We start from the raw sequence: 24,622 nt of genomic DNA, 5'->3' as shown, positions 1-24,622 counted from the left end.
CTGTTAAAGCATTAATAGAACGTCTGCGGGTCGATATCTATGCTCACACGCACATTCGTGGGCGGCTTTATGCTGGCATACCACGCGGACAGTGCGGGCTGGATCACCACACCCTTGGCAGCTTTAACCAAAATACGCACCCGATGTCGCCCACGCACCCGTGCAATGGGCGCAGGCGCAGGGCCAAAAATCTCTGCATTAATCCGCAACAATGGCTCTGCGTTGCGCACCATATACTGTGCCACATCAAATACTTGCGCCAAATCAGGTCCAGAAACCACGACCCCCGCCATACGCCCATAGGGGGGAACGCCCGCCAAATTCCGCTGCGCTGCCTCTGCGGCCCAGAACTCTTCTTCTTCACCTGACAAGATCGCTTGAATAACAGGATGTTCAGGCTGCAGCGTCTGAATAAACGCCGTGCCCTTCTTATCCGCTCGTCCAGCACGCCCTGCCACCTGACGGATGAGTTGGAACGTGCGCTCCGCTGCCCGCAAATCACTGCCTTGCAACCCCAAATCCGCATCAATCACACCCACACAAGTCAGTAGCGGAAAATTATGCCCTTTCGCCACCAATTGCGTGCCGATGATGATATCCGCTTCCCCTTCCGCAATGGACTTAATCCGTTCTTTCAAACTGCGCGCCGACAGGTGCATGTCCGATGACAGCACCGAAATCTTCGCCCCTTCAAACCGCGCCTCGGCTTCTTCGGCCAACCGCTCCACACCTGGTCCAACCGCTGCCAGTTTCCCCTCAACCTCACAGCTTGGACATGCCTCTGGCATCGGCTTTGTTTCACCGCACTGATGGCACATCAACCGCCCGTGAAACCGATGCTCCACCATCCGCGCATCGCAATCGTCACACCCAATCTGAAACCCACAAGCCCGACACACCGTTACAGGGGCATAGCCACGACGGTTCAAAAACAGCAACGATTGTTCACCGCGATCCAGCCGTGCGAACACCTCCCGCGCCAGCGTGTTCGAAATCCAACGTCCTGGCGCCAATTCATCCCCACGCAAATCAATCGGCTTCATCGTCGGCAATTCCGCCGCCCCAAACCGCTGCGCCAAATCAAATCGCTCGTACTTCCCTGCTTTCGCGTTGGCCCAGCTTTCCAGTGACGGCGTGGCACTGGCCAAAACCACAGACGCCCCACAGATCGACGCCCGCAAAACCGCCATATCCCGCGCGTTGTACAAAACCCCGTCTTCCTGCTTGTAAGACGGGTCATGTTCCTCATCCACAACGATCAGCCCAAGGTTCTGAAACGGCAGATACAGCGATGATCGCGCGCCAACCACCAACTGCGCTTTGCCTTCGCCTACCATACGCCAGCACCGCCGCCGTTCCGTCACGGTCACTCCCGAATGCCACTCTGCTGGCCGCGCGCCGAACCGTTCTTCAACACGGTCTAAAAACTCCACCGTCAACGCGATTTCAGGCAACAACACCAACGCCTGCCGCCCCTGCGCCAAACACTCCGCCACCGCTTCCAAATACACCTCGGTCTTGCCCGACCCCGTCACACCCTTCAGCAGGGACGTGGAATAGGATCGCGAGGCCACCTTGCCGCGCAATATACCCCCAACCCGCGCCTGATCATCGGTCAACGCCTTGCCGTCCATACGGGCATCCAAATGCGGATAGGCCACATCGCGTGGGGTCTCATATTCCACCAGCACGTCCTGCTTCATCAACCCCTTCACAACCGAAGACGTCACCCCCGCCAATTGCGCCAACTCACTTGCCGTGAACCGCAGCCCGCCGTGATCCTCCAAAACCCCAATTACCTTTTCCCGCGCAGGCGTCATGCGGTCAGGTTCCTTATCCCCCAGCCCATAAATCTTGCGCATCCCGGGTGGATCGGTCAGCCCCGGCGCACGGGTCGCCAACCGCAACATGGATGACATCGCCGTCAGCGTGTAATCCCCCACCTTTCCCAGAAACACCTGCATTTCTTCACGCATTGGCGGCACATCAATCACACTGATGATCGAACGGATTTTCTTGGGGTCATACCCCCCAGCACCTTTGCCCCAAACAACACCAATCACCTTGCGCGGTCCCAGTGGAACCTCAACAAACGCACCCTGAAACACCCCTCCTTCAGGCGCTTTGTAATCCAAGAATCGGTCGAGCGGCTGCGTCGTCAGAACCGCAACCAGCTGGCCAGCCTCAAAATAACTCTGATCGGGGAAACTAGTCACGATAAGCGGGGTTCTCATTTAAGGCGCATTGCGGTAAACCCCAACATGACACTCGCGCCCACGCGGCGCAAGAAACCAACCGAACCCAGAAGGCCAGACAGATGAAATTTTTCGTTGATACCGCAGACGTAGACGCAATCGCAGACCTAAACGACCTTGGCTTTGTGGATGGCGTCACAACCAACCCGTCCCTGATCATGAAATCAGGCCGTGATATCCTCGAAGTGACCAAAGAAATCTGCGACATGATCGACGGCCCAGTCTCCGCCGAAGTTGTGGCCATGGAATACGACGAAATGATCAAAGAGGGCCGTAAACTGGCCAAAATCGCGGAAAACATCGCGGTCAAAGTGCCCCTCACATGGGATGGTTTGAAAACCTGTAAAACCCTCTCCGAAGAAGGCACCATGGTCAACGTAACCCTGTGCTTCTCCGCAAATCAGGCGCTTTTGGCCGCCAAAGCAGGCGCAACATTCATCTCTCCGTTCATTGGCCGCCTTGATGATATCAACATCGACGGGCTGGAATTGATCGAAGATATCCGCACAATTTACGACAACTACGCCTTCGAAACGGAAATCCTCGCGGCCTCTATTCGCACTGTGAACCACATTTCCGATTGTGCTAAAATTGGCGCAGATGTGGTAACAGCGCCACCCAGCGTGCTTCAAAACCTTGCAAAACACCCGCTGACCGATAAAGGTTTGGATGCATTCATGAAGGATTGGGCGAAAACGGGACAAAAGATCCTGTAACGCCAAGAGTACGAGGCGTAACGAATGAGCGAGCAGGCGAAACCGCAAGACGCGGTGCGAAAACAGATTCTCAAAAACCCCAACAGGGTCTTAGAAGACCACGACATCATGCGCGCGCTAATCTCAGCAGATGAACAGGCGCGTGGCAAAAACGTGGTCGATCTGCGCACTATCGCGCTTGAACGCCTCGAAAGTCGGCTTGATCGGCTCGAAGATACGCATCGCCATGTCATCGCCGCCGCTTATGACAATCTCGCCAGCACCAATCAAATCCACCGCGCCACTTTGGCCATTCTGGAACCAGACACCTTTGCGGAATTTCTCGAACTGCTCAAAGGCGAACTGGCCCGCATTCTGAACGTGGCCTCTGCCCGTCTGGTTCTCGAAAGCCCAGCCGCCACCCCAGAAATGGAAGAACAGCTGCAAGAAGAATTCGGCTCTGGCGTATGCTTCTGCGCCCCGGGGGCAATCGCCGAATACATCACCCGTGGCCGCGATGCGACCGTGCGCCCTGTCACCCTCCGCGCGATCCAAGACGCCGATCCGATCCTGTTTGGCGATGCCGCCAACACCGTCACCTCCGAAGCCCTGCTTCGCATTGACCTTGGCCAAGGCAACCTGCCCGCCATGCTGGTGCTCGGCTCTGTGTCCACCGATCAATTTACCCCACAAAAAGGCGCCGACCTTCTGGTCTTTTTCGCCAGCGCCTTTGAACGGGTTTTGCGCCGCTGGTTAAACTGATGCACGCCTCTTCAGGCGCATTCGATCTTCTTCAGCGTTGGCTTGCCAGCATCACCGCCTTGCAAGGGGTCGCAGACAAAACCATCGAGGCCTACCAACGGGATGTTGCAGGGTTCATCGGTTTTTTGTCCAACCACCTTGGCGGCGATGTGGGCAAAACCAAACTTAGCCAGATCAAAATCACCGACATGCGGGCATGGATGGCCCATGAACGCCGCCGTGGCGTTGGCCCCCGTTCGCTCGCCCGCGAGCTTTCTGCGGTAAAATCCTTTTTTCGCTGGCTGGGCGAAGCCGAAGGCATCGAAGTCACCGCTCCTTTGGCCACCCGCGCGCCAAAATTCAAACCTCAATTGCCGCGCCCCATGGCCCGCGATCAGGCCAAAGCCATGATCGACACAGCAGAATTGCAAACCATGGACGGCTGGACAGGGGCACGGGACGCCGCCGTTATCACTCTGCTCTACGGCTGCGGCCTGCGCATATCCGAAGCCCTCGGCCTCAACCGCGCCGCCGCCCCCTTTGGGGAAACACTCCGCATTCGCGGCAAAGGTGACAAAGACCGCATCGTCCCCGTCCTGCCCGCCGCACGCCGCGCCGTGGACGAATACCTGCAACTTTGTCCCTACCCCCTCGACGCGGAACACCCGCTCTTCATTGGCAAGCGGGGCAAACGACTCAACCCACGCCACATTCAAAAGGTGATGGAACAAACGCGTATGCAATTGGGCCTGCCCGCCACAGCAACCCCGCACGCCATGCGCCACTCCTTCGCCACCCACCTGTTAGAGGCTGGCGGTGATCTTCGCGCCATCCAAGAACTGCTCGGTCACGCCTCGCTCTCCACAACCCAAGCCTATACCGCCTTGGACCAAGCTCGACTTATGGACGTGTATAAAAAAGCCCACCCAAAAGGCGCATAGAGCGCTTCTCACGCCGCTTTAACATTCGCATTTCCCAAAAAACCGAGTATTAAGACCAAATGTCACTACGTATCAAAGCTCTCTCCGTCCATCTCCTCACCGCCACAGGTGCCGTTTTCGCCATGCTTGCCATGCTCGCGGCCGTGGATGCGAAATGGGATCTTATGTATTTCTGGCTGGTTGTGGCTTTTTTCGTAGATGGCATCGACGGCCCCTTGGCCCGCAAATACGATGTAAAAACCAATGCCCCCGAATATGACGGCGTGCTGCTCGATCTTATCATCGACTACCTCACCTACGTATTTATCCCCGCCTTCGCCCTTTTCAAAAGCGGCCTTCTGCCTGATTGGACAGGCTGGGTTTGTATCTTGATCATCACCTTCACCTCGGCGATGTACTTCGCCGACAATGGCATGAAAACAAAGGATAATTCCTTTGCTGGCTTCCCTGGTTGCTGGAATATGGTTGTGCTGGTGATGTTCGCCACTGAACCCAACTTCTGGATCATCCTCATCGTGGTTGTGCTCTGCGCCATTGCCATGTTCACACCGCTGAAATTCATTCACCCTGTGCGCACTGAACGCTGGCGCTTGCTCAGCTTGCCCATCGCAATTATCTGGACCGCACTCGCCTGTATCTCGGCCCTCGCTGATTTCCACGCTGGCCCGTTTGTGACAACCGCCCTCGGCCTCACCAGCATCTACCTGCTTGGCGTTGGCATCGTCCAAGAACTGATCCCAGAACGCGCTAAATCCTAATCGCGATCACACCCGCGACGATCACCAATGCGGCAACAATCTTGCCCGCATCCGCTTTGTCTTTGAAAAACAAAACACCGATCAAAACCGCAAACAAAACCGATACCTCGCGCAACGCCGTAACCAGCGCAATCGGCGCAATGGTCATGGCCCAAACCGCAATCCAATAGGCCCCAACAGAAAACGCCCCTGCGATCATCCCCAGCGTCCAAATTTTGGCTGATTTTGGTAAAACCGCCCGCCCTTTGATGAACAACCCGCCAAGGGTGAACAAAAACGCGTCCAGAAAAAACAGCCACCCAACATAACCTGACGCATTGCCAGACGCCCGCGCACCCAGCCCATCAAACAAAGAATAGCCAGCCGTCCCCACCGCCGCCAGCAACGCATATGGGATCAACGCACGCTCTTCCCCTTGCGTGAAAACCCCGCGTGCCATCAGGATAATACCGAGCCCCACCAGCAGAATCCCACCAATTTGCGTGCCCGTCACCACATCCGACAGTATGACCAAACTCACCGCCAAAACGATCATCGGCGCAGTCCCACGGGCAATTGGATACACGCGGCTCAAATCACCACGCATATAAGCTACCGTCAGAAATGACTTGTAAATCAGATGGAACAGCACCGACCCCGCCAACAAAGGCCAGCTTTCCACCTTTGGCATCGGGAACGCCGCAATCATCATCAACCCGATAATCCCATGGGCAATGGACAAAAGAACCATGCCCTGAAACTTATCATCGCCAAATTTGACAATCGCATTCCAACTGGCATGCAACAGCGCAGCAAACAAAACAGCAGCAAACACAAAAACAGTCATGGAAACCCTTTACAGAAGCAGCGAATATGCCCCTTCGCCCTGCAGCAACTTCACCTTCATCTCAACACCGCCATCCCCTGAAAACCCGCCGAGCCCATCTGCACCCACCACGCGATGACACGGAATAATTACAGGGATCGGATTGCTGCCACAGGCCTGTCCAACAGGCTGCGCTGGCACACCCAGTGCATTCGCAATATCCCCATAGGTCAAAGTTTGCCCCCGTGGAATCGCCGACATTGCTGCATAAACTTGCTGCTGAAATTCCGTTCCTTTCGGGGCCAGCGGCAGATCAAACCACTCTAATTCACCCGCGAAATAGGCTTCCAACTGCGCCAAACCCTCTTTCAAAACAGGAGTGCGCGCACCTTCGTTCCACCCATCCCAAACCAGCTGAGTAATTGCGCCATCAACCTCGATCAGGCCCAGCACACCAACAGGAGTTTTGATTTTCGCAGCATTCATACACACCAGAATGCGCCCCTCTCAAAAGAAAGACCAGCCCCTGTTTCTTTTGTCAAAAAATACGCGCGCCGCAGGTATCCCGCTTTAACCGCTCAGGCCCTCTTCATCGAGCAAATGCCGCCCCGCACGATCCTCAACCTCAATCACCCAGATGTCAGGATCAAAAGACCGCTGGCGCTGAACGGCCTCGTCCACACCACGTTCTTCACCTTCGGCCAATGTAACCCAAACACGGTTGCCATCCAGATCGTAGGATCGCTGAAACAATTTGGCCGTTCCATCCAACGGCGCTTGTTTGATCAAAACCGCCCCCGCCGTTGCATCGCCTTTGGCTGTCACAAACGCTGGAATATCAGCCAGCGCCAAACGGCGAATATAGGCACTTACCCAAAATTCGGTGGTCAACCGCGCCAAGGCTTATTCCCGCGTGTCTTTGAAATCGAGCCCCATCTCCGTGAACCGCTCGGCCTCGCTCTCCCACTTTGGCCGTACCTTCACTTGCAAAAACAGATGCACGTCCACGCCCATCAGTTCCTTCAATTCTGTTCGCGCCGCCATGCTCACCGCTTTGATGGTTTCACCCTTTGGCCCCACAGTGATCCCTTTGTGCCCCTCACGGGTCACGTAAATCACCTGATCAATACGCACAGAGCCGTCTTTTTTCTGCTCCCAACCTTCGGTCTCTACGGTCAGGAAATAGGGCAATTCCTGATGCAAACGTAGCATCAACTTCTCGCGCGTGGTTTCCGCCGCGATCATTTTCATCGGCACATCTGCGATTTGATCGTCAGGGTACAGCCATGGCCCCGCTGGAACCGACTTCGCCAGATAAGACATCAGATCACCGACCCCATGCCCCTTTTCCGCTGAAATCATAAACACTTCTTCAAACGGAAACGCGGCGGATAACTCTTGTGTCATCGCCAACAACCGATCTGATTTCACCTTGTCGATTCTGTTAATCGCCAGCGCAACTTTGGCGGATTTATTCACCTTATTGCCCAGCTCTTCCAAAATCATCTTCACACCTGGGGTCACACCCCGATGGGCCTCCACCAGCAAAACGGTGATATCCGCATCCCCAGCGCCCGCCCAAGCAGCCGCAACCATCGCACGGTCCAAATTGCGCCGCGTGCGAAACAGGCCAGGCGTGTCCACAAACACCAATTGGCTGTCTTCGTGCTGGGCAATACCGCGAATGCGGGCGCGGGTGGTCTGCACCTTATGAGTAACGATTGACACTTTCGCACCCACCAAACGGTTCATCAGCGTTGATTTCCCCGCATTCGGCTCGCCAATCAGCGCCACAAATCCTGCGCGCGTTTGCGCTTGCGTGTCAGTCATTCAAATTCTCCACTTGCGCCAGCACGGCCTTTGCCGCCGCTTGTTGCGCATTTCGTTTGCTTTCCGCAGACCCTGATCCCGCCATCCCATTGGACAATTGCGCCTCGATTTCAAAGATCGGCGCATGATCTGGGCCCGTGCGGCCCACTTCCACGTATTTTGGTGGCTTCATGCCACGGGCCTGCGCCCATTCTTGTAATGTGGTCTTGGCATCGCGCGCATCGTCTTTTGCTGCATCAATACGATCATCCCACAGGCGTAACACCAAGGCCCGCGCCACATCAAATCCTGCGTCACGGTACACAGCGGCAATCACCGCTTCCATTGCATCGGCCAAAATCGCCTGTTTGCGCCGCCCGCCTGATAACATCTCGGATCGGCCCATTTTCAACGCCGCACCCAAATCCAATTCCCGCGCAATATCCGCACAGGTCTCCTTGCGCACCAACGCATTAAACCGTGGGGCCATCTGCCCTTCAGATGCGCTTGGATCTCGATCAGACAGGGCCTCTGCAATCACCAGCCCCAACACCCGATCCCCAAGGAATTCCAACCGCTGATTGTCACTGCGCGTGGTGGACGACAACGAAGAATGCGTTACCGCCTGGATCAGGTGTTCTGGCTCTGCAAAATCATGCCCCAACCGAGCACTAAACTCCCGCAGTTCTGCAGCTAACTTCAATTCAAACTCTTAAAGAAACGATCACCGCGCCATGTCCAAAACGCAAGGATCGACGTCCCCGCACTGGAAAACATCACACGATCCGCGCGGCCAACCAGATAACTCGCGGGCACAAACCCAACACCATTCGGCTGGCGATAGCGGCTGTCCGTTGAATTGTCGCGGTTGTCACCCATAAAGAAATATTTGCCCTCTGGAACCGTGAAAACAGGGGTGTTGTCGCCCTGACCCAAACCAATATCCAAGGTTTGATAGGTTTTCCCTTCAGGCAATGTTTCTGTGAAAATCGCCTTGTTGCAATCCGCGCCGATTCCAACCGTTCCATTGCCGCAACGGGGTTGATTGCGCATCGGACCCTGCTCTTCGAATGTCTCAGTAAACACGCCATTGGCCACGCGCGGAACCGCAACACCATTGATGCTCAGCTGGCCATCAGTCACTTGAACCTTGTCACCAGGCAAACCGATCAAACGCTTGATGAAATCCGTTTCCGTGGTCGGGTGTTTAAACACGATAATATCGCCGCGCTCTGGCTCTCCTTGCCACACACGTCCGTCCCAGTCTTTGGCAAACCCGCAGAAATCAACGCCCCGAATGGTCGGACAAGACGCCCAGCTATAGCCGTAAGCGTATTTATTCACGAACAGAAAATCCCCAATCAACATGGTGGATTTCATCGATCCAGACGGAATCCAAAACGGCTGAAACAAGATGGTGCGAATGATGCCCGCAATGAACAACGCCCAAAACACAGTTTTGAACGTTTCTGCTATACCATTCGTCTTTTTGGGTTCGTCAACCATAGCGTCCGCCTGTCAGTTTGCTCCAACGCTACATGGCGCGTGGTGGGGAATTAGTCAACCTGCACAGGCTCCGCCTCGATCACCACAAAAGCCTGCGCCCACGGGTGATCGTCGGTCAAAGACACATGCACGGTGGCCTTATGCCCCGCTGGCGTCATCTCGGCCAATCGTTCAGCCGCCCAGCCCGTCAATTCCATCACGGGTTGGCCCGTGCGCAAGTTTGAAACAGACATATCTTTCCATGATATTCCCATGGCGAGCCCCGTGCCCAGCGCCTTTGAACACGCCTCTTTTGCGGCCCAACGTTTGGCATAGGTCCCCGCCTCATCCTTACGCCGCGCCGCTTTGGCCTGCTCACGCTCAGTAAACACCCGATTGCGAAACCGATCTCCAAACCGATCGAGCGTCCCCGCGATGCGCTCTATGTTTGCCAAATCTGTGCCAATACCTAGGATCATGTCAATTTCGCCGTCAAAATCTTCACGCTGGCAAAACCAAAGAACCCCGCGAACGCCAAATCGAACCAGCGCCGTGCGCGGCTATACCCTGCGACAATCCAAGGGGATGAAAACAAAAACGCATAACCGATGAAAATCATAATCGACCCAGCATATAAAACACCGAAATAGCCGAACAAATCCACCACTGTCGCCCCAGCAGGTGCAACAATCGCATAAATCGACCCCCAGCTAAGGATTGCTTTGGGGTTGGTGATGTGTAGCGCCATACCCTTAGCAAACAGGGTTTTCGGCCCGCCTGAAAACGGTGTCCCGCTCATTGCACCCGCAGGTTTTGTTGCAGATCGCAGCGCTTTGATCGCCAACCACAGCAGATACCCAGCGCCGAAATACCGCACAATCTCAAAGATCCAAGCATTCGCCAACATAATCGCGCTTAACCCCAATGCGGCGGCGATCCCCCAACTTGCAGACCCCGCCAAAATCCCAAGGCTGACAATCAACGCCGGCCCACGCCCCCTTTGCATGGCCGTCCCAGCAATCGACAAGGTCGCAGGCCCGGGGCTGCCGCCCGCCATCAGCCAGCCCACCCAGATCAGCATGAATTCAAAGGTAAACATCAAATCCCCGCGCGGGCTTCATCCATCAAAACACGCATCCGCAGAATCGCGTTTTCCAAACCAGTGAAAATCGCCTCACCAATCAGGAAATGCCCAATGTTCAGCTCTTGCACTTCGGGCAAGGCCGCAATCGGCTTCACCGTATCAAACGTCAGCCCATGCCCCGCATGAACCTCCAGCCCCAGATTAGCCGCAAATGCTGCCATATCGCGCAACCGCGCAAATTCCGCATCGCGCTCTTCGAACCGACCCTCGGCATGGGCATCGCAATACGCCCCTGTGTGCAGTTCAATCACAGGCGCTCCAATACGTGCGGCCGCTTCAATCTGGCGCTGATCCGCCGCGATAAAAATCGACACCCGACAGCCCGCATCACGAAGCGGTGCAATAAAATGCGCCAATTTGTTTTCTTCACGGGCAACTTCCAACCCGCCCTCGGTCGTGCGCTCCTCGCGCTTTTCGGGAACAATACACACCGCATGGGGTTTGTGCCGCAACGCAATCGCCTGCATCTCATCCGTTGCCGCCATTTCAAAGTTGAGCGGCAACGTCAGACCTTCCATCAACGCCTCGATGTCTGGGTCTGTGATGTGGCGGCGATCCTCACGCAAATGCGCGGTAATTCCGTCCGCCCCCGCAGCTTCGGCCAACAAGGCCGCACGCAGCGGATCAGGCGTATCACCACCACGCGCGTTGCGCACAGTCGCCACATGGTCAATATTCACACCCAGTCGAAGTTTTCCCACTGACATGGCCCGCTCCTTATTCCGCGTTTTGCTGCCGCTTGGCCCGCAATTCCTGAAACTTTGCCATCACGACCCCTTTACGGCGCTTTTGATAAGCCCCAATCATCGGTTTGGATGCAAAATACATCGCCACAGCACATACGATACCTGGCGCAATGCCCCCAACCAAATAGGGCAAGAACACATCGTTGAAAAACGCCAATACCCCTTCCCAAGGGCTTGGCTCATATCCAAACAGGGATTTGGTGTTGGCCCAGATTGTGCTCCACGTTTCACCAACGCCGTTTTTAACCTTGGCCCAAACCTTTTCCTCGCGCCCATAGCCAAGAATCCACAACCCCAACCGATAACTTGTCGCTGCAATGAACGGAAATGTCAGCGGATTGCCAACGAATGTCCCCAATAACGCCGCCAGAACATTGCCGCGAAACACATAAGCCAGCCCCGCCGCCATGAAAAAATGCAGGCCAAAGAACGGCGTAAATGTCACAAACGTTCCGAACGCAATGCCCAGGGCAATTTTATGAGGAGTGTCAGGCAACCGTTTGATGCGGTGTTTCACATACTCAAACGCGCGCTTCCATCCCGATTTGGGATAGATGAACTCTGCAAATGTTTGCAGCCACGTTCTTTGCTTTCGCCGTTTGAACACGCTCAGCGCACCTCTTCAATCGTTGTTAAAGATCCTCACGCCATCCTCACCCAATCAGGGCAAAGACACCAGATCACTCTGACTGATATTTTCTGTTTTTGCGCAAAACCTGCGCCACGTCCGAATCGGCCTCTACGGCGGTTAAGACATGCATCAGGTGTTCCACATCCCGAACCTCAATATCAATCGTCATTCTATAAAAGTCGGGTTTCCGATCAGTGAACTTTAAATCTGATATATTCGCGTTTTGCTCCCCTACAAGGGTGCAAATACGACCAAGAACACCCGCATCATTCGACATGGTGACTTCAATCGTGGCGTTTTGGTCGGCCGTGCGCCGTCCTTCGGGCCAATGCAGGTCAATCCAGCGGGCAGGCTCGTTTTCGTAATCAATCAATTTATCGCAATCAATACGATGCACCAAAACCCCACGTCCACGCGTGGCAATACCCACGATCCGCTCACCTGGCAGGGGCTGGCAACATTCAGAAGGCTGGGCATATTGATCTGCTGCCAAACCGATAATCCGCTCTGTTGGCTCTTCTGTGCCGATTTCATCAACACGCATCAATTCGGGATACAAAACCTCGACCAGCTCTTTGCCCGTCATTTCGGCACTGCCAACCTTGGCCAACAACTCTTCGGTGGAATTGATCCCCATATGCGCCGCCGCCGTGGCCAAGGCTTTGTCCGTGGCCTTCTTGCCCACACGCTCCAGCGCCACTCGGGCCAATTCACGGCCCAAACGCACAAATCCTTCACGGTGTTCTTCACGCAATGCGCGTCGAATGGCCGACTTCGCGCGGCCTGTCACCGCAATATCCATCCACGTGGATTGCGGGCGCTGCCCATCCGCCGTTGTCACTTCAACCGATTGCCCGTTGCGCAAACGCGTCCACAACGGAACCCGCCGCCCATCCACCTTGGCCCCCACACAAGCAGACCCGATCCGCGTGTGAATGGCATAAGCAAAATCAATCGGCGTTGCACCGCGCGGCAACTGGATCACATCGCCCTTGGGCGTGAAGCAAAACACTTGATCCGCAAACATATCCAACTTCACATGCTCAAGGAACTCCTCGTTCATATCATTGTTGGCCACATGTTCGGTCAGATCAGCCAACCACTTGAACGGGTCCACCGCAAACGGGTTTTCTGTGCGTTCCCCATCGCGATAAGACCAATGCGCCGCCACACCCGATTCCGCCACATCGTGCATTTGTCGCGTGCGAATTTGGATTTCCACACGTTTCCCATCGCGTCCAGACACGGTGGTATGGATCGAGCGATAGCCGTTCGATTTTGGCTGGCTCACATAATCCTTGAACCGCCCAGGCACCGCACGCCAGCGCCGATGCACCAACCCCAATGCCGCATAAACATCGTCTTCAGTCTGAGTAATAATCCGAAACCCAAAAATATCCGACAGCCGCGAAAAACCCTCTTTCTTTTCTTCCATCTTTCGCCAGATGGAATAGGGCTTTTTCTCGCGGCCAAACACCTCGGCTTCGATCCCCGCTTTGGCCAAAACATCGCGAATGTCTTGCGTAATCTGCGGGGTCACATCGCCGGTTTCTTTGCGCAACGTCAGGAAACGGCGCATGATCGAATTGCGGGCCTCTGGGTTCAGCACCCGAAACGACAAATCTTCCAACTCTTCACGCATCCACTGCATACCCATACGGCCCGCCAACGGGGCATAGATATCCATGGTTTCATGCGCTTTGCGTTCTTGCTTGTGGCTCACCATATGTCGAATGGTGCGCATATTGTGCAAACGGTCCGCCAGTTTAACCAGAATCACCCGCACGTCCTTGGACATGGCCAAAAGCAGTTTGCGAAAGTTCTCCGCCTGCTTGTTGTCGTTGGAGGACAGTTCCAGATTGGTCAGCTTGGTCACACCATCAACCAACTGCGCCACATCTGTGCCAAACCGATCCGCCACACCCTGATACGTGGATTTTGTGTCTTCGATGGTGTCGTGCAACAGCGCCGTAATGATCGTGTCGTCATCCAAACGCTGTTCAGTCAGGATCGTTGCAACTGCAAGCGGATGCGTGAAATACGGCTCACCCGAATGGCGCAACTGCCCTTCGTGCATCTCTTTGCCATAGTCATAGGCGGCTTCGATGCGGGAAGCATTGCAATTCGGGTTATAGGCGCGAATCAGGTCAATCAGAACCTGCGCACCCTGCATTTCATGATCGTTTTGGTCGTCAGGCCGCACAGGGCCTTACTTCATTTCTTGCGCTTCCATCAGCGCCCGCAACAGATTTTCCTCGGACATGTCGTCCTCTGGCTTGTCTTGCTCTGTGCCCATCAACAGCGCCATCTGATCTTCTTCAGGCTCGTCAACTTCGATCTGAGTCTGGTGGCTTTCAATCGCCGCTTCGCGCAATTGCTCGGATGTCAGCGTTTCTTCCGCGATTTCACGCAGGGCAACAACAGGGTTTTTGTCGTTGTCGCGTGGCACAGTGATTTCCGCACCCGTTGAAATTTCACGCGCACGGTGGGCAGCCAACATCACCAACTCAAAACGGTTAGGAACTTTGTCTACACAGTCTTCTACAGTTACACGTGCCATGGGTCACTCCGGTTATGCGGGTTATCAAGGATGCGGACGTATCTCGTTTCAGTAAGGATTGCAAGGGCAAAGCCACGGAAATCGCGCGTTATTCCAGCCCCCGCAACAGCTGAATTTCCGCCAATTCTGCTGCACTGAATTGCGCCAGCATGTCCGTCATCGAAACGCCCGTCACAGGATGCACCCAATCGGGCGCAACATCCCGCATCGGAACCAGAACAAATGGACGGTCTTGAACCCGTGGATGGGGCAAAATCATCTGCTCGGGCGCGCGCCGCATCTGATCTTCCAATGCCATATTCCGCCACGCCGCATGGACCGTCTGATCTGGGGCAATCTCACCCGCGTAATCAATCAGATCCAAATCCAAAACCCGCGCCTCCCAACGCTTGTCTCGCGTGCGGCCAAACTCCGCTTCAACCTTGTGCAATACCGCCAACACATCCTCTGCCGACAGCTCCGTTGTCGCCTTTGCCACGCAGTTCACAAAATCAGGTCCTGATTCCTTAGGAAACGCGGGGGTTTGGTAAAATCCGCTCATTTCCACCATGGATAGTCCATTTCTTGACAATGAACGCGAAGCGCCGTTTAGTAATTCAACTGAAGCGCCAAAATCGCGGGACAAATTCGATCCAAACGCAATTATGCACACGGATTGGTTGTGTAACGGCTTTTTGTGTTGCAGTGCCAAAATTTTTACCTATTTTCCCCTATGTTTTACTGGGTCGACAACACGCAATACCTAACATCGCCTCAGTTGAACAGACATTATGGAAGGATCATTTATGTTCTATCGCGACGAGCGTCTGGCATTGTTCATTGACGGCTCAAATCTCTATGCCGCTGCCAAAGCCCTTGGTTTTGACATTGACTACAAACTTCTCAGAACAGAATTTATGCGCCGCGGAAAATTGCTTCGCGCGTTCTACTATACTGCTCTGTTAGAAAGTGACGAGTATTCGCCCATCCGCCCCTTGGTGGATTGGCTGAACTACAACGGCTTTAATATGGTGACAAAGCCCGCCAAAGAATACACCGACAGCATGGGTCGGCGTAAGGTAAAGGGCAACATGGACATCGAACTCTGTGTCGATGCTATGGAATTGGCCCCCCACGTGGATCACATTGTGATCTTCTCTGGGGATGGCGACTATCGTCCATTGGTGGAAAGCCTGCAACGCAACGGTGTGCGTGTGTCTGTGGTCTCCACAATTCGCAGCCAACCTCCGATGATTTCGGATGAACTGCGTCGCCAAGCAGACAACTTCATCGAACTTGATGAACTGCGGGATGTTATCGGTCGCCCACCGCGCCCAGATGCACCTGACATGCCTGGCGTTGAACCAGAACTGGAAGCAGAAGATTAATCTGCCCCAACTATCAAGAAAAGAACCCGCCGCTGAGGCGGGTTTTTTTATGCTTGTGCCTTGCGCCACACCGATGGAGCCACGCCTTTGACGCGTAAAAACTCGCGGTTGAAATTGGATTTCGTGTTGAACCCCGATTGAAACACAACTTCCGTAATGCTGGTGTTGGTTTCAGACATCACACGACACGCCTCTTCAATCCGCAGCCCATTCACATATTGGGACACATTAAAACCTGTTGCCTGATTGATCGCTTTTGATACATCCCGCGCGGGCATATGCAGCCGCCGCGCCATCCGTGACAAATTGATATCAGGGTCTGCGAACAAGCGTTCATCACGCACCAATGCGTCCACCTTTGGAAACAGGCTGGCCTGATCCGTTTCCGTATCCACAGCCACGGGGCGACGGCGCAAAAACAAATACCACAATAGGGCCAAAACAAACAAAGACCCCGTGGATGCCGCCCCCGCAATCTTGCCCGTATTCGCCCCGCTTGTGACCAGAAAATCATACCCGATGATCACATCTGTAATGCCCGACACAAACAACACGGCCGCCACGACCCAAATCAGGGACACAGCAACCCGCGCATTGTTCAGGTTCACCCACGCCAATCCATCTGGCCCACGCAACCCCAACCGCACCAACAGCCCCACATAGACAAGGTTCGAAATCCCCAGCGACAAATCCATCGCTTCGATCCACAGAGGCACTGAAATACTCACCGCAATAAAAGGCAGCAGATGGATCGACGCCGACACATCGAACGATGGCCTGCGAAACGCCAAATATCCCAGTGGCGGCAACAAAGCAGCCGTATAGGGTTGCACTTCTCGAAACCACTCCCAGCCATATCCAAACCGCGACCCAACCAGAAATTCTTGAAACGCAAACGCAATAAGAAACGCCACAGGCCATCCCCAACGCGGCGTCTGATTGCGCCACACCAAAACGGCCAAAGCCAAAGAAAACGCTGCAAAAACATAGGTAAGCGGGATCATCAACATCATTTCACCATTCAGAAAACCTATCCCTTTATGACCTATATCGCGATCACGGACGACCAATATCACGATCTAGGACGCTTTGTTCGCAACATTCCCCCAGTTTGATCTCATCGTTCACACAAACAAAGGATCAAACGAATGAAACTTGCTCACACACTCACCGCTTCCTTGCTGGCAACGGTTGCCGCCACATCGCTGCACGCGTCTGGTTTCACCACAACACCAGCCCCTGCCGCACACCGCGACCAGCCGTTGAAAGCATTTATTTGGTATCCAGCCCAATTGGGTGGCGAGACAATCCAACTCGGCCAAAACGGCGTGTTCAAAGGCCACCCAGTCACCGCAGGCGCCCGTGCCAAAGACGGATCTTATCCGCTGGTTGTTCTCTCCCACGGCTCTGGCGGCAACGCGGCCAATCTCGCTTGGATCGCGTCCTATCTGGCGGATCAAGGCATGATCGTTATGGCGGCCAATCATCCTGGCACAACATCAGGGGACAGCACACCTGAACAAACGCTCAAAACATGGCTGCGCCCTGCGGACCAATCCGCGCTGATTGATCTGGCAGAATCTGGCCTGCCAAAAGGCATCAAAGCAGACACCACTCGCGTGGCGTCCATGGGGTTCTCTCTTGGCGGATACACCGCGCTGGCCACCGCTGGGGCGCAAATCTCTCAGGATGATTACGTGTCCTACTGCGCTGAACATTATGGCAAACTCGATTGCGCATGGTTCAATAACGCCAACATTGATTTCAATACAATCGACACGGACCGCTATGAACAATCCCACCGTGACCCGCGTGTAACTACCGTTGTTGCCATCGACCCCGCCGTCGCACAGGCCTACCAAGCCGACAGCTTCGCGCAGTTTGATCTGCCCGTTCAGATCATCAACTTGGGCCAAGAAGGCGAAATCCCAGCTGCCGTTGATGGGGCCACGATCAAGGCCGATTTGCCCAGCGCTCAGTTGGAATTTGTCGACCAAGCCAACCACTTCTCCTTCTTGGGGGAATGCACTGGCAAAGGGTGGTTGCTGGTTAAAATGGCTGGCGAAGACCCGATCTGTTCTGAAACAGGCAGCCGCGAACGCGCCGATATTCACAAAGAACTGCAACAGAAAATTGGCAGCTTCCTCAATGAACATCTGATCGGTGATCCCAATGGCGCGTAAAACAAACCGCTCATTTGCACGGGCAAAGCGTCGATTGTCTCTGTTTTCTACATGGTGGCACACCAACGCACTGCTCCCTTAAATCTCGGTGCGGCCCTTCCCAAAGGGCCGCGCATGCCGCTACACTCCCTTCATGATGACACGCGACGAATTCAACGCCTTCTGCGCTTCGCTCAAACAAACCACGCATGTGGTGCAATGGGGCAATTCCGATGTGTGGAAAGTGGGCGGCAAACTCTTTGCCGTCTGCGGCTGGAACGATGGCAAAGACGCTTTCACCTTCAAAGCCTCCGACATCGCTTACGAGGTCCTTGGCGATCAACCTGGCATTCGCCCTGCACCCTATCTCGCATCGCGCGGCATGAAATGGCTGCAAGTCTACGATGATCCCGGCCTGTCCGACGAAGAACTTAAAAACCACATCGTCCTCTCCTATGACATGGTGGTCGCAAAACTCACGAAAAAACTGCGCGCCGATCTCGGTCTGTAACCGCGACCATTGGGGTGGTGGAAACTTTTTCGAACCCGCGCTATCTAATGGCTCAGGAACTCCAACAGGCCATGCCATGACAAAACCACCGCTGAATCTCTACCTCGCCGCCCCGCGCGGCTTTTGCGCAGGCGTCGATCGCGCCATTAAAATCGTCGAAATGGCCATCGAAAAATGGGGCGCACCTGTCTATGTGCGTCATGAAATCGTCCACAACAAATACGTGGTGGACTCCCTGCGCGATCAAGGCGCAATCTTCGTGGAAGAACTCGAAGAATGCCCCGACGACCGCCCAGTGATCTTTTCCGCCCACGGTGTCCCAAAATCCGTTCCCGCCGCCGCTCAGGCACGCGAAATGGTCTTTGTCGATGCCACTTGCCCGCTGGTGAGCAAAGTACACATCGAAGCAGAACGCCACCACGCCAACGGCCTACAAATGGTGATGATCGGCCACGACGGCCACCCCGAAACCGTTGGTACCATGGGCCAGCTCCCCGAAGGCGAAGTCCTTTTGGTGGAAACCCCTGCGGATGTGGCAACCCTCCAACCGCGCGATGCGGACAAACTCGCCTACATCACGCAAACCACCTTGTCTGTGGATGACACAATCGAAATCGTGAATGCGCTGAAATCCCGCTTCCCCGCCATCGTTGGCCCCCACAAAGAAGACATCTGCTACGCCACAACCAACCGCCAAGAAGCAGTAAAGGCCGTCGCCCCGAAAATCGACGCGCTATTGGTGATCGGCGCGCCCAACTCTTCCAACTCTAAACGTCTGGTCGAAGTGGGTAAAACCGCTGGATGCACCTATTCCCAGCTTGTCCAAAGGGCCGCAGACATCGACTGGCGCGCGCTGGAAGGCATCAAATCCATCGGCATCACCGCAGGGGCCTCAGCCCCCGAGGTGTTGATTAACGAGGTCATCGATGCTTTCAAAGCCCGCTATGACGTCACCAGCGAAGTGGTCGAAACCGCTGTGGAAAACGTGACCTTCAAAGTCCCCCGCGTGTTGCGCGACACCGCCGCATGATCCTCCCCCCTCGCACACCCACCGCGCTTACCGCCCTTGGGGCCGCCCCTTTCGTGATTGGCGCAGTTGGTGCATACACCGATACCGTTCTCACGCTGTTTCCCTATTCCAGTGTTGAAACCGTCATCCACTACGGCATCATCATACTATCCTTCATGACAGGCATTCTCTGGGGATTCGCGTCCCGCGCAGAAGACGGCAAATCCTCCTATGCTTACATCACCAGCGTCCTGCCAGCCCTTTACGTGTTCTTCTTCGTGGTCGGCACAGACGCCGACAAACTCGAAGCGCTCATGTTCGGCTTCTTCTTCCTACTCGCCATCGACTTGTCCTTCCAAAAGGCAAAACTCGCACCCCCGTGGTGGATGACCCTGCGCATCCCCGTCACACTGGTGGTCCTCGCCGCCCTCATCCTCACACGCATCAGCATCTAGGGCCTGTGGACAATCACCTCGCCGCCTCAGGCTTCAATCCCCACATCCACACACCACAGCGACCAATTTCAAACCAACCTGACCTTCCCCCTTTGCCCACCGCACAGCGGGCGAACGCATGAAATAAATCCCAATGTGTGGGTTGCTCCTCGGGTCGGTTTTCTGACACCTTGCAGAAATGATATCAGCTCAATTCCTCATCACCGCCCTCGTCGTCGTCCTCATCCCGGGAACAGGCGTGGTTTACACACTTGCCATGGGTCTTGGCCAAGGCCGACGCGCCGCCATCTGGGCTGCTTTGGGATGCACCTTCGGCATCGTCCCTCACCTTGCCGCCGCAACTCTCGGTCTCGCCGCCCTGTTGCATTCCTCCGCACTCCTGTTCCAAGTCGTAAAATTCGCAGGCGTCGCGTACCTCCTCTACCTCGCCTACCAAGCTCTTCTGACAGGCGGTACACTCAACGTTACGCCCGAACGCACCGCCACATTAGGCCCGAAAATCGCCATGCGCGGCGCACTGATCAATATCCTTAACCCGAAACTCTCGGTCTTCTTCCTCGCACTGCTGCCACCCTTCCTGTCCGGAACCGCCACCACCGCGACCGCAGAAATGACCCTCCTCGGCCTCATCTTTATGGCCCTCACCTTTGCCGTTTTCGTGCTCTATGGCTTGTTTGCCGCCACCGCACGCGAATGGCTTCTTGGATCTGAAACAGCCATGCGCTGGATGTCGCGCAGCTTTGCGGCCATATTCGCGGCCCTTGCCGCTCGCCTCGCATTTGAAAGAGCATAACGCCCATGACCGACCTCGAAACAATTGCCGTTTATGACGCCAAGGCCCAAGACTACGTGGATTTGGTCTCAACGGATAAACCAAACCGCCACCTTCGCGCCTTCATCGCCGCCCTTCCATCAGGCGGACACGCGCTTGATATCGGCTGTGGACCAGGCAATTCTGCCGCCGCTATGATCGCCGCTGGACTTACCGTCAAAGCCATTGACCCAAGCACCGAAATGGTCGCTTTGGGCAGCAAAAAATTCGGCATAGATATCACCCAAGGCACCTATGACGACATCACTGAAACGGCCCAATACGACGGTATTTGGTCGAGCTTTTCTATGCTGCACATCCCCCGCGTCGATGTTCCCCGCCACCTTGCCGCCATGCGCAAAGCGCTCAAACCAAACGGCACATTAGTGATCGGCGTGAAAACAGGCACGGGCGAAGAACGCGATGGCATCGGGCGCCGCTACACCTATTTTACCCGCACAGAACTTGATTCTCTTCTCATTGACGCTGGCCTCACACCCACACATCATTTTGAAGGCGAAGAAGCAGGCCTCGCAGGCACCATTGACCCCTTCATCATCGTAACCGCCCATGCCTAAACTCTATGCCTACACAGATGGCGCCTGTTCTGGAAATCCTGGCCCGGGTGGCTGGGGCGCACTGCTGCTTGCCAAAGACGGCGACACCGTCCTCAAATCGCGCGAACTTTCGGGCGGCGAAGCGGAAACCACCAACAACCGCATGGAACTGCTCGCCGCGATCAACGCGTTGAACGCGCTCGATAAACCCAGCACCATCACCGTTGTGACAGACAGTGTTTATGTCAAAGACGGTATCACCAAGTGGATTCACGGCTGGAAATCGCGCGGCTGGAAAACCGCCGCCAAAAAACCCGTCAAAAACGAAGACCTGTGGAAAGACCTCGACGCCGCCACCCAGCGCCACACCATCACATGGGAATGGGTCAAAGGCCACGCAGGCTTTGAAGAAAACGAAAAAGCAGACGAACTCGCCCGCGCAGGCATGGAACCGTTTAAATCGAAATGACCGCCCTCGAATTTCTCGACTACGCTTCGGTCTTCATTTTTGCGCTCACGGGCGCACTCACGGCATCCCGCGCCCAACTTGATCTTATCGGCTTTGCTTTCCTCGCCAACCTCACCGCCGTTGGTGGTGGCACCATCCGCGATCTGCTCCTCGACCGAAACCCCATCTTCTGGATCGACGCCCCGAGCTTTATCCTCGTCACAACCTTCGCCGCCGCAGTAGTCTTTGCCACCGCCCACCTGTTTGAGTCCCGCCAACGCGCACTCCTCTGGCTTGATGCGCTCGCCCTGTCCGTGGCTGTTGCCGCGGGTGCAGGTGTCGCCCTCTCACTGGGCCACTCCCCGATCATTGTTGCCATTATGGGCGCGGTCACAGGCACAATGGGCGGCCTTTTGCGCGACGTGGTGGCCAACGAACTGCCGCTCGCGCTGAAACAAGGGGAACTTTACGTCACCGCAGCCTTCGCAGGGGCCATCGCCGCGCTTACCACAACACAACTCACCGACAATCCACTGGCCGCCCTCGCGGCCTGTACGCTTGTCACACTCACCCTACGCGCAGGGTCCATCGCATTCGGCTGGCGCTTGCCCGTCTACAAAAGCCGCCCACCCAAACAATAACCCAACACTTTTACCAAAAGTCTCCGAGCCTTTTTCTTGGCTCAAATATCCTCGCCGAAGGCATAGAAAATTACAGCGCAGGCCCACCCAAACGCGCACCGTTTGCAACGGGGAAGCCCTGTAAAAACGCATCCACGTCCATCGCACCCTTGCCGGCACGCTGCAAACGGATCAAATCCACCGCACCCTCACCACAGGCCACACGCAGCGCGTCGTTTATCACAACACCCGCCGCTCCAGAACCGCCCGCAACCGTGGACATCAACAGTTTCACACGCTGCTCTTCCATCATCGTCCAAGCCCCCGGAAACGGCGATAGCCCCCGAATATGGCAATCTACGTCGCCAGCAGGGCGCGACCAATCCACTTCCGCTTCGGCTTTGTCGATCTTTGCGGCGTAAACAACGCCCTCTTTGGACTGCGTGATCGCGTCCCCAGAAACACCATCGGCCAGCACGTCCAAAATCGCATCCCGCCCCATGATGCTCAACCGGTCATGCAAAACACCTGTCGTGTCACTGGCCAAAATATCCGTCCGCACAGTAACTCGCACCGGCCCCGTATCGAGCCCCGCTTCCATCTGCATCACACACACACCCGTTTCGGAATCCCCCGCCATAATCGCACGATGGATCGGCGCAGCCCCCCGCCATCGGGGCAGCAAACTCGCGTGGATATTCAAACAGCCTTTTGTCGGCGCATCCAACATCACCTGTGGCAAGATCAACCCATAGGCCACCACAACCCCAACATCTGCATTCAGCGCCTCAAACGCCGCAACATCAACAGTATCCTTGAAGTTCACAGGATGCCGAACTGGCAGTCCCAATCGTTCGGCAGCGACTTGCACCGCAGAGGGGCGATCTTTCTTGCCACGCCCCGCAGGTCTGGGAGGCTGGCAATACACCGCACACACTTCATGCCCTGCCGCAACAATGCCTTCCAGAATCGGAACCGAAAACTCAGGCGTGCCCATGAACACAACCTTCATGCTCTGCGGGCCTTTTTCTGCGCTTTGGCGATCAGCATTTTGCGTTTTACGGCCGACAGATGATCGAAATACATTTTCCCGTTCAGATGATCGATCTGGTGCTGCACCGATGTGGCCCACAACCCAACCAGATCCTTGCGCACCCGCATTCCCGTTTCATCCAGATACGACACTGTCACACCACGAGGCCGCGCAATTTTCGCCGAAACACCCGGTAAATTCGGGGACGCTTCCGTATGCTCGCGCAACTTCAAACTCGCATCCAGAATTTCAGGGTTCGCCATTCGGATCGGCTCTTTGCCACTCTCGCTCGCATCCACCACCGCTATGCGCCGCATCACGCCAATCTGACAGGCCGCCATACCAACACCTGGCATCGCATACATCGTATCAAGCAGATCATCCCAAACCGCGCGCACGGCGTCATCCACCGTTTCCACGGGATCACACACCGTGCGCAGCCGCGCATCAGGCCAAGGCACATAGGGCCGAATACTCACGCCCGCGCCCGCTCTTTTTTCAGTTTCATCATCTTTTTGGTGATCATCGACCGCTTCAACCCGCTCAGATAATCAATGAACAACTTGCCGTTCAGATGGTCCAACTCATGCTGCGCACATGTGGCCCACAACCCGTCAAACTCACGTTCCTGCTGGGCCCCATCAATATCCAAAAACTGCATAACAGCTTTTGCTGGCCGCTCCACATCTTCATACATCTCAGGCAGTGACAAACAGCCCTCGTTGTAAACGCTGGTTTCTTCTGATGTCCAAACCACTTGCGGGTTGATCAAAACCAACGGCTCTGGCTCTTCTTCTTTGGCGGTACAATCCATTACAAAAATGCGGCTCAACACACCCACCTGTGGTGCGGCCAAGCCAACACCTGGGGCATCATACATCGTGTCCAACATATCCCGCGCCAAGGTCTGAACCTCGGGCGACACAGTGTCCACAGCGGCGCATTGCTTTTTCAAAAGCGGATCGGGATGGATCAATATTTGTTTCACAGACATACCTGCCATTTAGGACAAACACGTTCCCGCTGCAAGACACCCAAAAACCACTTGCACCCCCGCGCCCAAATCGTAGCATCGCGCA

General features: G+C 55.3%; 31 protein-coding genes. 13 read left to right on the top strand and 18 right to left on the bottom strand.

The window, feature by feature from the left end:
- Window positions 1-11 precede the first annotated feature (11 nt).
- Window positions 12-2,234: a primosomal protein N' gene (locus tag QBD29_RS03750; RefSeq protein ID WP_280099985.1), complete on the bottom strand. Its 2,223-nt coding sequence runs from the start codon at window positions 2,232-2,234 to the stop codon at window positions 12-14.
- Window positions 2,235-2,317: 83 nt separating this feature from the next.
- On the opposite strand from QBD29_RS03750, the gene fsa reads away from it, so the two are divergent.
- The 4 genes from fsa to QBD29_RS03730 are packed head-to-tail and all read left to right on the top strand — an operon-like array spanning window position 2,318 to window position 5,390.
- On the top strand, window positions 2,318-2,971 hold the full coding sequence (fsa, locus tag QBD29_RS03745; protein WP_280099984.1) for a fructose-6-phosphate aldolase: 654 nt from the start codon (window positions 2,318-2,320) through the stop codon (window positions 2,969-2,971).
- A 24-nt stretch (window positions 2,972-2,995) separates the two neighbouring features.
- Complete coding sequence (locus QBD29_RS03740) at window positions 2,996-3,712, top strand: DUF484 family protein (RefSeq protein WP_280099983.1); 717 nt, start codon at window positions 2,996-2,998, stop codon at window positions 3,710-3,712.
- Window positions 3,712-4,632 (top strand): tyrosine recombinase XerC, encoded by a 921-nt coding sequence (locus tag QBD29_RS03735; protein WP_280099982.1) that lies wholly within the window; start codon window positions 3,712-3,714, stop codon window positions 4,630-4,632. Before QBD29_RS03740 ends, QBD29_RS03735 begins: the two co-directional genes overlap by 1 nt.
- A gap of 59 nt (window positions 4,633-4,691) precedes the next feature.
- Window positions 4,692-5,390: a CDP-alcohol phosphatidyltransferase family protein gene (locus QBD29_RS03730; RefSeq protein WP_280099981.1), complete on the top strand. Its 699-nt coding sequence runs from the start codon at window positions 4,692-4,694 to the stop codon at window positions 5,388-5,390.
- Here QBD29_RS03730 and QBD29_RS03725 read toward each other — a convergent pair.
- From QBD29_RS03725 to folK, 13 genes are all read right to left on the bottom strand, one after another.
- Window positions 5,380-6,216: a peptide ABC transporter permease gene (locus tag QBD29_RS03725; protein ID WP_280099980.1), complete on the bottom strand. Its 837-nt coding sequence runs from the start codon at window positions 6,214-6,216 to the stop codon at window positions 5,380-5,382. The two genes, QBD29_RS03730 and QBD29_RS03725, sit on opposite strands and share 11 nt — an antisense overlap.
- A gap of 9 nt (window positions 6,217-6,225) precedes the next feature.
- Window positions 6,226-6,681, bottom strand: coding sequence for a methylated-DNA--[protein]-cysteine S-methyltransferase (locus QBD29_RS03720; RefSeq protein ID WP_280099979.1), 456 nt, complete (start codon window positions 6,679-6,681; stop codon window positions 6,226-6,228).
- Between the two features lie 84 nt (window positions 6,682-6,765).
- Window positions 6,766-7,095, bottom strand: coding sequence for a DUF1491 family protein (locus QBD29_RS03715; RefSeq protein ID WP_280099978.1), 330 nt, complete (start codon window positions 7,093-7,095; stop codon window positions 6,766-6,768).
- A gap of 3 nt (window positions 7,096-7,098) precedes the next feature.
- Entirely contained in the window at window positions 7,099-8,025 is a 927-nt protein-coding gene (gene era / locus QBD29_RS03710; RefSeq protein WP_280099977.1) for a GTPase Era, read from the bottom strand.
- Window positions 8,018-8,707: a ribonuclease III gene (gene rnc, locus QBD29_RS03705; RefSeq protein ID WP_280099976.1), complete on the bottom strand. Its 690-nt coding sequence runs from the start codon at window positions 8,705-8,707 to the stop codon at window positions 8,018-8,020. The genes era and rnc overlap by 8 nt, the downstream gene beginning before the upstream one ends.
- Window positions 8,704-9,510, bottom strand: coding sequence for a signal peptidase I (gene lepB / locus QBD29_RS03700; protein ID WP_280099975.1), 807 nt, complete (start codon window positions 9,508-9,510; stop codon window positions 8,704-8,706). Before lepB ends, rnc begins: the two co-directional genes overlap by 4 nt.
- A 50-nt stretch (window positions 9,511-9,560) precedes the next feature.
- Entirely contained in the window at window positions 9,561-9,968 is a 408-nt protein-coding gene (gene acpS / locus QBD29_RS03695) for a holo-ACP synthase (RefSeq protein WP_280099974.1), read from the bottom strand.
- Window positions 9,965-10,588 (bottom strand): LysE family translocator, encoded by a 624-nt coding sequence (locus tag QBD29_RS03690; RefSeq protein WP_280099973.1) that lies wholly within the window; start codon window positions 10,586-10,588, stop codon window positions 9,965-9,967. The genes acpS and QBD29_RS03690 overlap by 4 nt, the downstream gene beginning before the upstream one ends.
- Window positions 10,588-11,340 carry a pyridoxine 5'-phosphate synthase gene (locus QBD29_RS03685; RefSeq protein WP_280099972.1) on the bottom strand — a complete coding sequence of 251 codons (753 nt, stop codon included), beginning with the start codon at window positions 11,338-11,340 and terminating at the stop codon, window positions 10,588-10,590. Before QBD29_RS03685 ends, QBD29_RS03690 begins: the two co-directional genes overlap by 1 nt.
- Window positions 11,341-11,350: 10 nt before the next feature.
- Entirely contained in the window at window positions 11,351-11,986 is a 636-nt protein-coding gene (locus QBD29_RS03680) for a DUF2062 domain-containing protein (protein ID WP_280099971.1), read from the bottom strand.
- A 73-nt stretch (window positions 11,987-12,059) separates the two neighbouring features.
- Window positions 12,060-14,183, bottom strand: a complete 2,124-nt coding sequence (locus QBD29_RS03675) for a bifunctional (p)ppGpp synthetase/guanosine-3',5'-bis(diphosphate) 3'-pyrophosphohydrolase (RefSeq protein ID WP_280101027.1) — start codon at window positions 14,181-14,183, stop codon at window positions 12,060-12,062.
- 36 nt (window positions 14,184-14,219) lie between these two features.
- A complete protein-coding gene (rpoZ, locus tag QBD29_RS03670; RefSeq protein ID WP_280099970.1) occupies window positions 14,220-14,570 on the bottom strand; it encodes a DNA-directed RNA polymerase subunit omega in 351 nt (116 codons plus the stop codon).
- Window positions 14,571-14,658: 88 nt separating this feature from the next.
- Entirely contained in the window at window positions 14,659-15,222 is a 564-nt protein-coding gene (gene folK, locus QBD29_RS03665) for a 2-amino-4-hydroxy-6-hydroxymethyldihydropteridine diphosphokinase (RefSeq protein ID WP_280101026.1), read from the bottom strand.
- A 133-nt stretch (window positions 15,223-15,355) separates the two neighbouring features.
- Here folK and QBD29_RS03660 point away from each other — a divergent pair, with 133 nt between their 5' ends.
- Complete coding sequence (locus tag QBD29_RS03660; protein ID WP_280099969.1) at window positions 15,356-15,937, top strand: NYN domain-containing protein; 582 nt, start codon at window positions 15,356-15,358, stop codon at window positions 15,935-15,937.
- Between the two features lie 47 nt (window positions 15,938-15,984).
- On the opposite strand, the gene QBD29_RS03655 is transcribed toward QBD29_RS03660, so the two are convergent.
- Window positions 15,985-16,950 (bottom strand): AraC family transcriptional regulator, encoded by a 966-nt coding sequence (locus tag QBD29_RS03655; RefSeq protein WP_280099968.1) that lies wholly within the window; start codon window positions 16,948-16,950, stop codon window positions 15,985-15,987.
- A 135-nt stretch (window positions 16,951-17,085) separates the two neighbouring features.
- On the opposite strand from QBD29_RS03655, the gene QBD29_RS03650 reads away from it, so the two are divergent.
- The 8 genes from QBD29_RS03650 (at window position 17,086) to QBD29_RS03615 (ending at window position 22,531) form a co-directional block, all read left to right on the top strand.
- Window positions 17,086-18,120, top strand: a complete 1,035-nt coding sequence (locus QBD29_RS03650) for a prolyl oligopeptidase family serine peptidase (protein WP_280099967.1) — start codon at window positions 17,086-17,088, stop codon at window positions 18,118-18,120.
- A 136-nt stretch (window positions 18,121-18,256) separates the two neighbouring features.
- Complete coding sequence (locus QBD29_RS03645) at window positions 18,257-18,610, top strand: MmcQ/YjbR family DNA-binding protein (RefSeq protein ID WP_280101025.1); 354 nt, start codon at window positions 18,257-18,259, stop codon at window positions 18,608-18,610.
- Between the two features lie 76 nt (window positions 18,611-18,686).
- Window positions 18,687-19,640 (top strand): 4-hydroxy-3-methylbut-2-enyl diphosphate reductase, encoded by a 954-nt coding sequence (ispH, locus tag QBD29_RS03640; RefSeq protein WP_280099966.1) that lies wholly within the window; start codon window positions 18,687-18,689, stop codon window positions 19,638-19,640.
- Window positions 19,637-20,074: a DUF3429 domain-containing protein gene (locus tag QBD29_RS03635; RefSeq protein ID WP_280099965.1), complete on the top strand. Its 438-nt coding sequence runs from the start codon at window positions 19,637-19,639 to the stop codon at window positions 20,072-20,074. Before ispH ends, QBD29_RS03635 begins: the two co-directional genes overlap by 4 nt.
- A 178-nt stretch (window positions 20,075-20,252) precedes the next feature.
- Window positions 20,253-20,867 (top strand): LysE family translocator, encoded by a 615-nt coding sequence (locus QBD29_RS03630; RefSeq protein WP_280099964.1) that lies wholly within the window; start codon window positions 20,253-20,255, stop codon window positions 20,865-20,867.
- Window positions 20,868-20,872: 5 nt separating this feature from the next.
- On the top strand, window positions 20,873-21,463 hold the full coding sequence (locus tag QBD29_RS03625) for a class I SAM-dependent methyltransferase (protein WP_280099963.1): 591 nt from the start codon (window positions 20,873-20,875) through the stop codon (window positions 21,461-21,463).
- Entirely contained in the window at window positions 21,456-21,911 is a 456-nt protein-coding gene (gene rnhA, locus QBD29_RS03620; RefSeq protein WP_280099962.1) for a ribonuclease HI, read from the top strand. Before QBD29_RS03625 ends, rnhA begins: the two co-directional genes overlap by 8 nt.
- Window positions 21,908-22,531, top strand: a complete 624-nt coding sequence (locus tag QBD29_RS03615; protein WP_280099961.1) for a trimeric intracellular cation channel family protein — start codon at window positions 21,908-21,910, stop codon at window positions 22,529-22,531. The genes rnhA and QBD29_RS03615 overlap by 4 nt, the downstream gene beginning before the upstream one ends.
- A 70-nt stretch (window positions 22,532-22,601) precedes the next feature.
- On the opposite strand, the gene fmt is transcribed toward QBD29_RS03615, so the two are convergent.
- From fmt to def (QBD29_RS03600), 3 genes are read right to left on the bottom strand one after another with little or no spacing between them, the layout of a single operon-like run.
- A complete protein-coding gene (fmt, locus tag QBD29_RS03610) occupies window positions 22,602-23,522 on the bottom strand; it encodes a methionyl-tRNA formyltransferase (RefSeq protein WP_280099960.1) in 921 nt (306 codons plus the stop codon).
- The gene (def, locus tag QBD29_RS03605) at window positions 23,519-24,022 is read right to left on the bottom strand and encodes a peptide deformylase (RefSeq protein ID WP_280099959.1); all 504 of its coding nucleotides are present in this window, start codon (window positions 24,020-24,022) and stop codon (window positions 23,519-23,521) included. Before def (QBD29_RS03605) ends, fmt begins: the two co-directional genes overlap by 4 nt.
- Window positions 24,019-24,537 carry a peptide deformylase gene (def, locus tag QBD29_RS03600; RefSeq protein ID WP_280099958.1) on the bottom strand — a complete coding sequence of 173 codons (519 nt, stop codon included), beginning with the start codon at window positions 24,535-24,537 and terminating at the stop codon, window positions 24,019-24,021. Before def (QBD29_RS03600) ends, def (QBD29_RS03605) begins: the two co-directional genes overlap by 4 nt.
- Window positions 24,538-24,622 lie beyond the last annotated feature (85 nt).

Origin of the sequence: Amylibacter sp. IMCC11727 (assembly GCF_029854195.1) — a bacterium.
Classification (GTDB): domain Bacteria; phylum Pseudomonadota; class Alphaproteobacteria; order Rhodobacterales; family Rhodobacteraceae; genus Amylibacter.
This window is presented reverse-complemented; position numbering and strand designations above follow the sequence as displayed.

Bases quoted from the DNA above. Each gene is read 5' to 3' on its own strand.
- QBD29_RS03615 (WP_280099961.1), top strand. From the start codon at position 21,908: ATGACCGCCCTCGAATTTCTCGACTACGCTTCGGTCTTCATTTTTGCG.
- QBD29_RS03655 (WP_280099968.1), bottom strand. From the start codon at position 16,950: ATGATGTTGATGATCCCGCTTACCTATGTTTTTGCAGCGTTTTCTTTG.
- acpS (WP_280099974.1), bottom strand. From the start codon at position 9,968: ATGATCCTAGGTATTGGCACAGATTTGGCAAACATAGAGCGCATCGCG.
- era (WP_280099977.1), bottom strand. From the start codon at position 8,025: ATGACTGACACGCAAGCGCAAACGCGCGCAGGATTTGTGGCGCTGATT.
- fsa (WP_280099984.1), top strand. From the start codon at position 2,318: ATGAAATTTTTCGTTGATACCGCAGACGTAGACGCAATCGCAGACCTA.
- QBD29_RS03750 (WP_280099985.1), bottom strand. From the start codon at position 2,234: ATGAGAACCCCGCTTATCGTGACTAGTTTCCCCGATCAGAGTTATTTT.
- fmt (WP_280099960.1), bottom strand. From the start codon at position 23,522: ATGAAGGTTGTGTTCATGGGCACGCCTGAGTTTTCGGTTCCGATTCTG.
- QBD29_RS03645 (WP_280101025.1), top strand. From the start codon at position 18,257: ATGACACGCGACGAATTCAACGCCTTCTGCGCTTCGCTCAAACAAACC.
- QBD29_RS03650 (WP_280099967.1), top strand. From the start codon at position 17,086: ATGAAACTTGCTCACACACTCACCGCTTCCTTGCTGGCAACGGTTGCC.
- QBD29_RS03660 (WP_280099969.1), top strand. From the start codon at position 15,356: ATGTTCTATCGCGACGAGCGTCTGGCATTGTTCATTGACGGCTCAAAT.
- QBD29_RS03725 (WP_280099980.1), bottom strand. From the start codon at position 6,216: ATGACTGTTTTTGTGTTTGCTGCTGTTTTGTTTGCTGCGCTGTTGCAT.
- QBD29_RS03625 (WP_280099963.1), top strand. From the start codon at position 20,873: ATGACCGACCTCGAAACAATTGCCGTTTATGACGCCAAGGCCCAAGAC.
- QBD29_RS03735 (WP_280099982.1), top strand. From the start codon at position 3,712: ATGCACGCCTCTTCAGGCGCATTCGATCTTCTTCAGCGTTGGCTTGCC.
- QBD29_RS03690 (WP_280099973.1), bottom strand. From the start codon at position 10,588: ATGTTTACCTTTGAATTCATGCTGATCTGGGTGGGCTGGCTGATGGCG.
- QBD29_RS03630 (WP_280099964.1), top strand. From the start codon at position 20,253: ATGATATCAGCTCAATTCCTCATCACCGCCCTCGTCGTCGTCCTCATC.
- QBD29_RS03740 (WP_280099983.1), top strand. From the start codon at position 2,996: ATGAGCGAGCAGGCGAAACCGCAAGACGCGGTGCGAAAACAGATTCTC.
- lepB (WP_280099975.1), bottom strand. From the start codon at position 9,510: ATGGTTGACGAACCCAAAAAGACGAATGGTATAGCAGAAACGTTCAAA.
- QBD29_RS03675 (WP_280101027.1), bottom strand. From the start codon at position 14,183: ATGCAGGGTGCGCAGGTTCTGATTGACCTGATTCGCGCCTATAACCCG.
- def (WP_280099958.1), bottom strand. From the start codon at position 24,537: ATGTCTGTGAAACAAATATTGATCCATCCCGATCCGCTTTTGAAAAAG.
- ispH (WP_280099966.1), top strand. From the start codon at position 18,687: ATGACAAAACCACCGCTGAATCTCTACCTCGCCGCCCCGCGCGGCTTT.
- QBD29_RS03730 (WP_280099981.1), top strand. From the start codon at position 4,692: ATGTCACTACGTATCAAAGCTCTCTCCGTCCATCTCCTCACCGCCACA.
- QBD29_RS03720 (WP_280099979.1), bottom strand. From the start codon at position 6,681: ATGAATGCTGCGAAAATCAAAACTCCTGTTGGTGTGCTGGGCCTGATC.
- rnhA (WP_280099962.1), top strand. From the start codon at position 21,456: ATGCCTAAACTCTATGCCTACACAGATGGCGCCTGTTCTGGAAATCCT.
- QBD29_RS03685 (WP_280099972.1), bottom strand. From the start codon at position 11,340: ATGTCAGTGGGAAAACTTCGACTGGGTGTGAATATTGACCATGTGGCG.
- QBD29_RS03635 (WP_280099965.1), top strand. From the start codon at position 19,637: ATGATCCTCCCCCCTCGCACACCCACCGCGCTTACCGCCCTTGGGGCC.
- rpoZ (WP_280099970.1), bottom strand. From the start codon at position 14,570: ATGGCACGTGTAACTGTAGAAGACTGTGTAGACAAAGTTCCTAACCGT.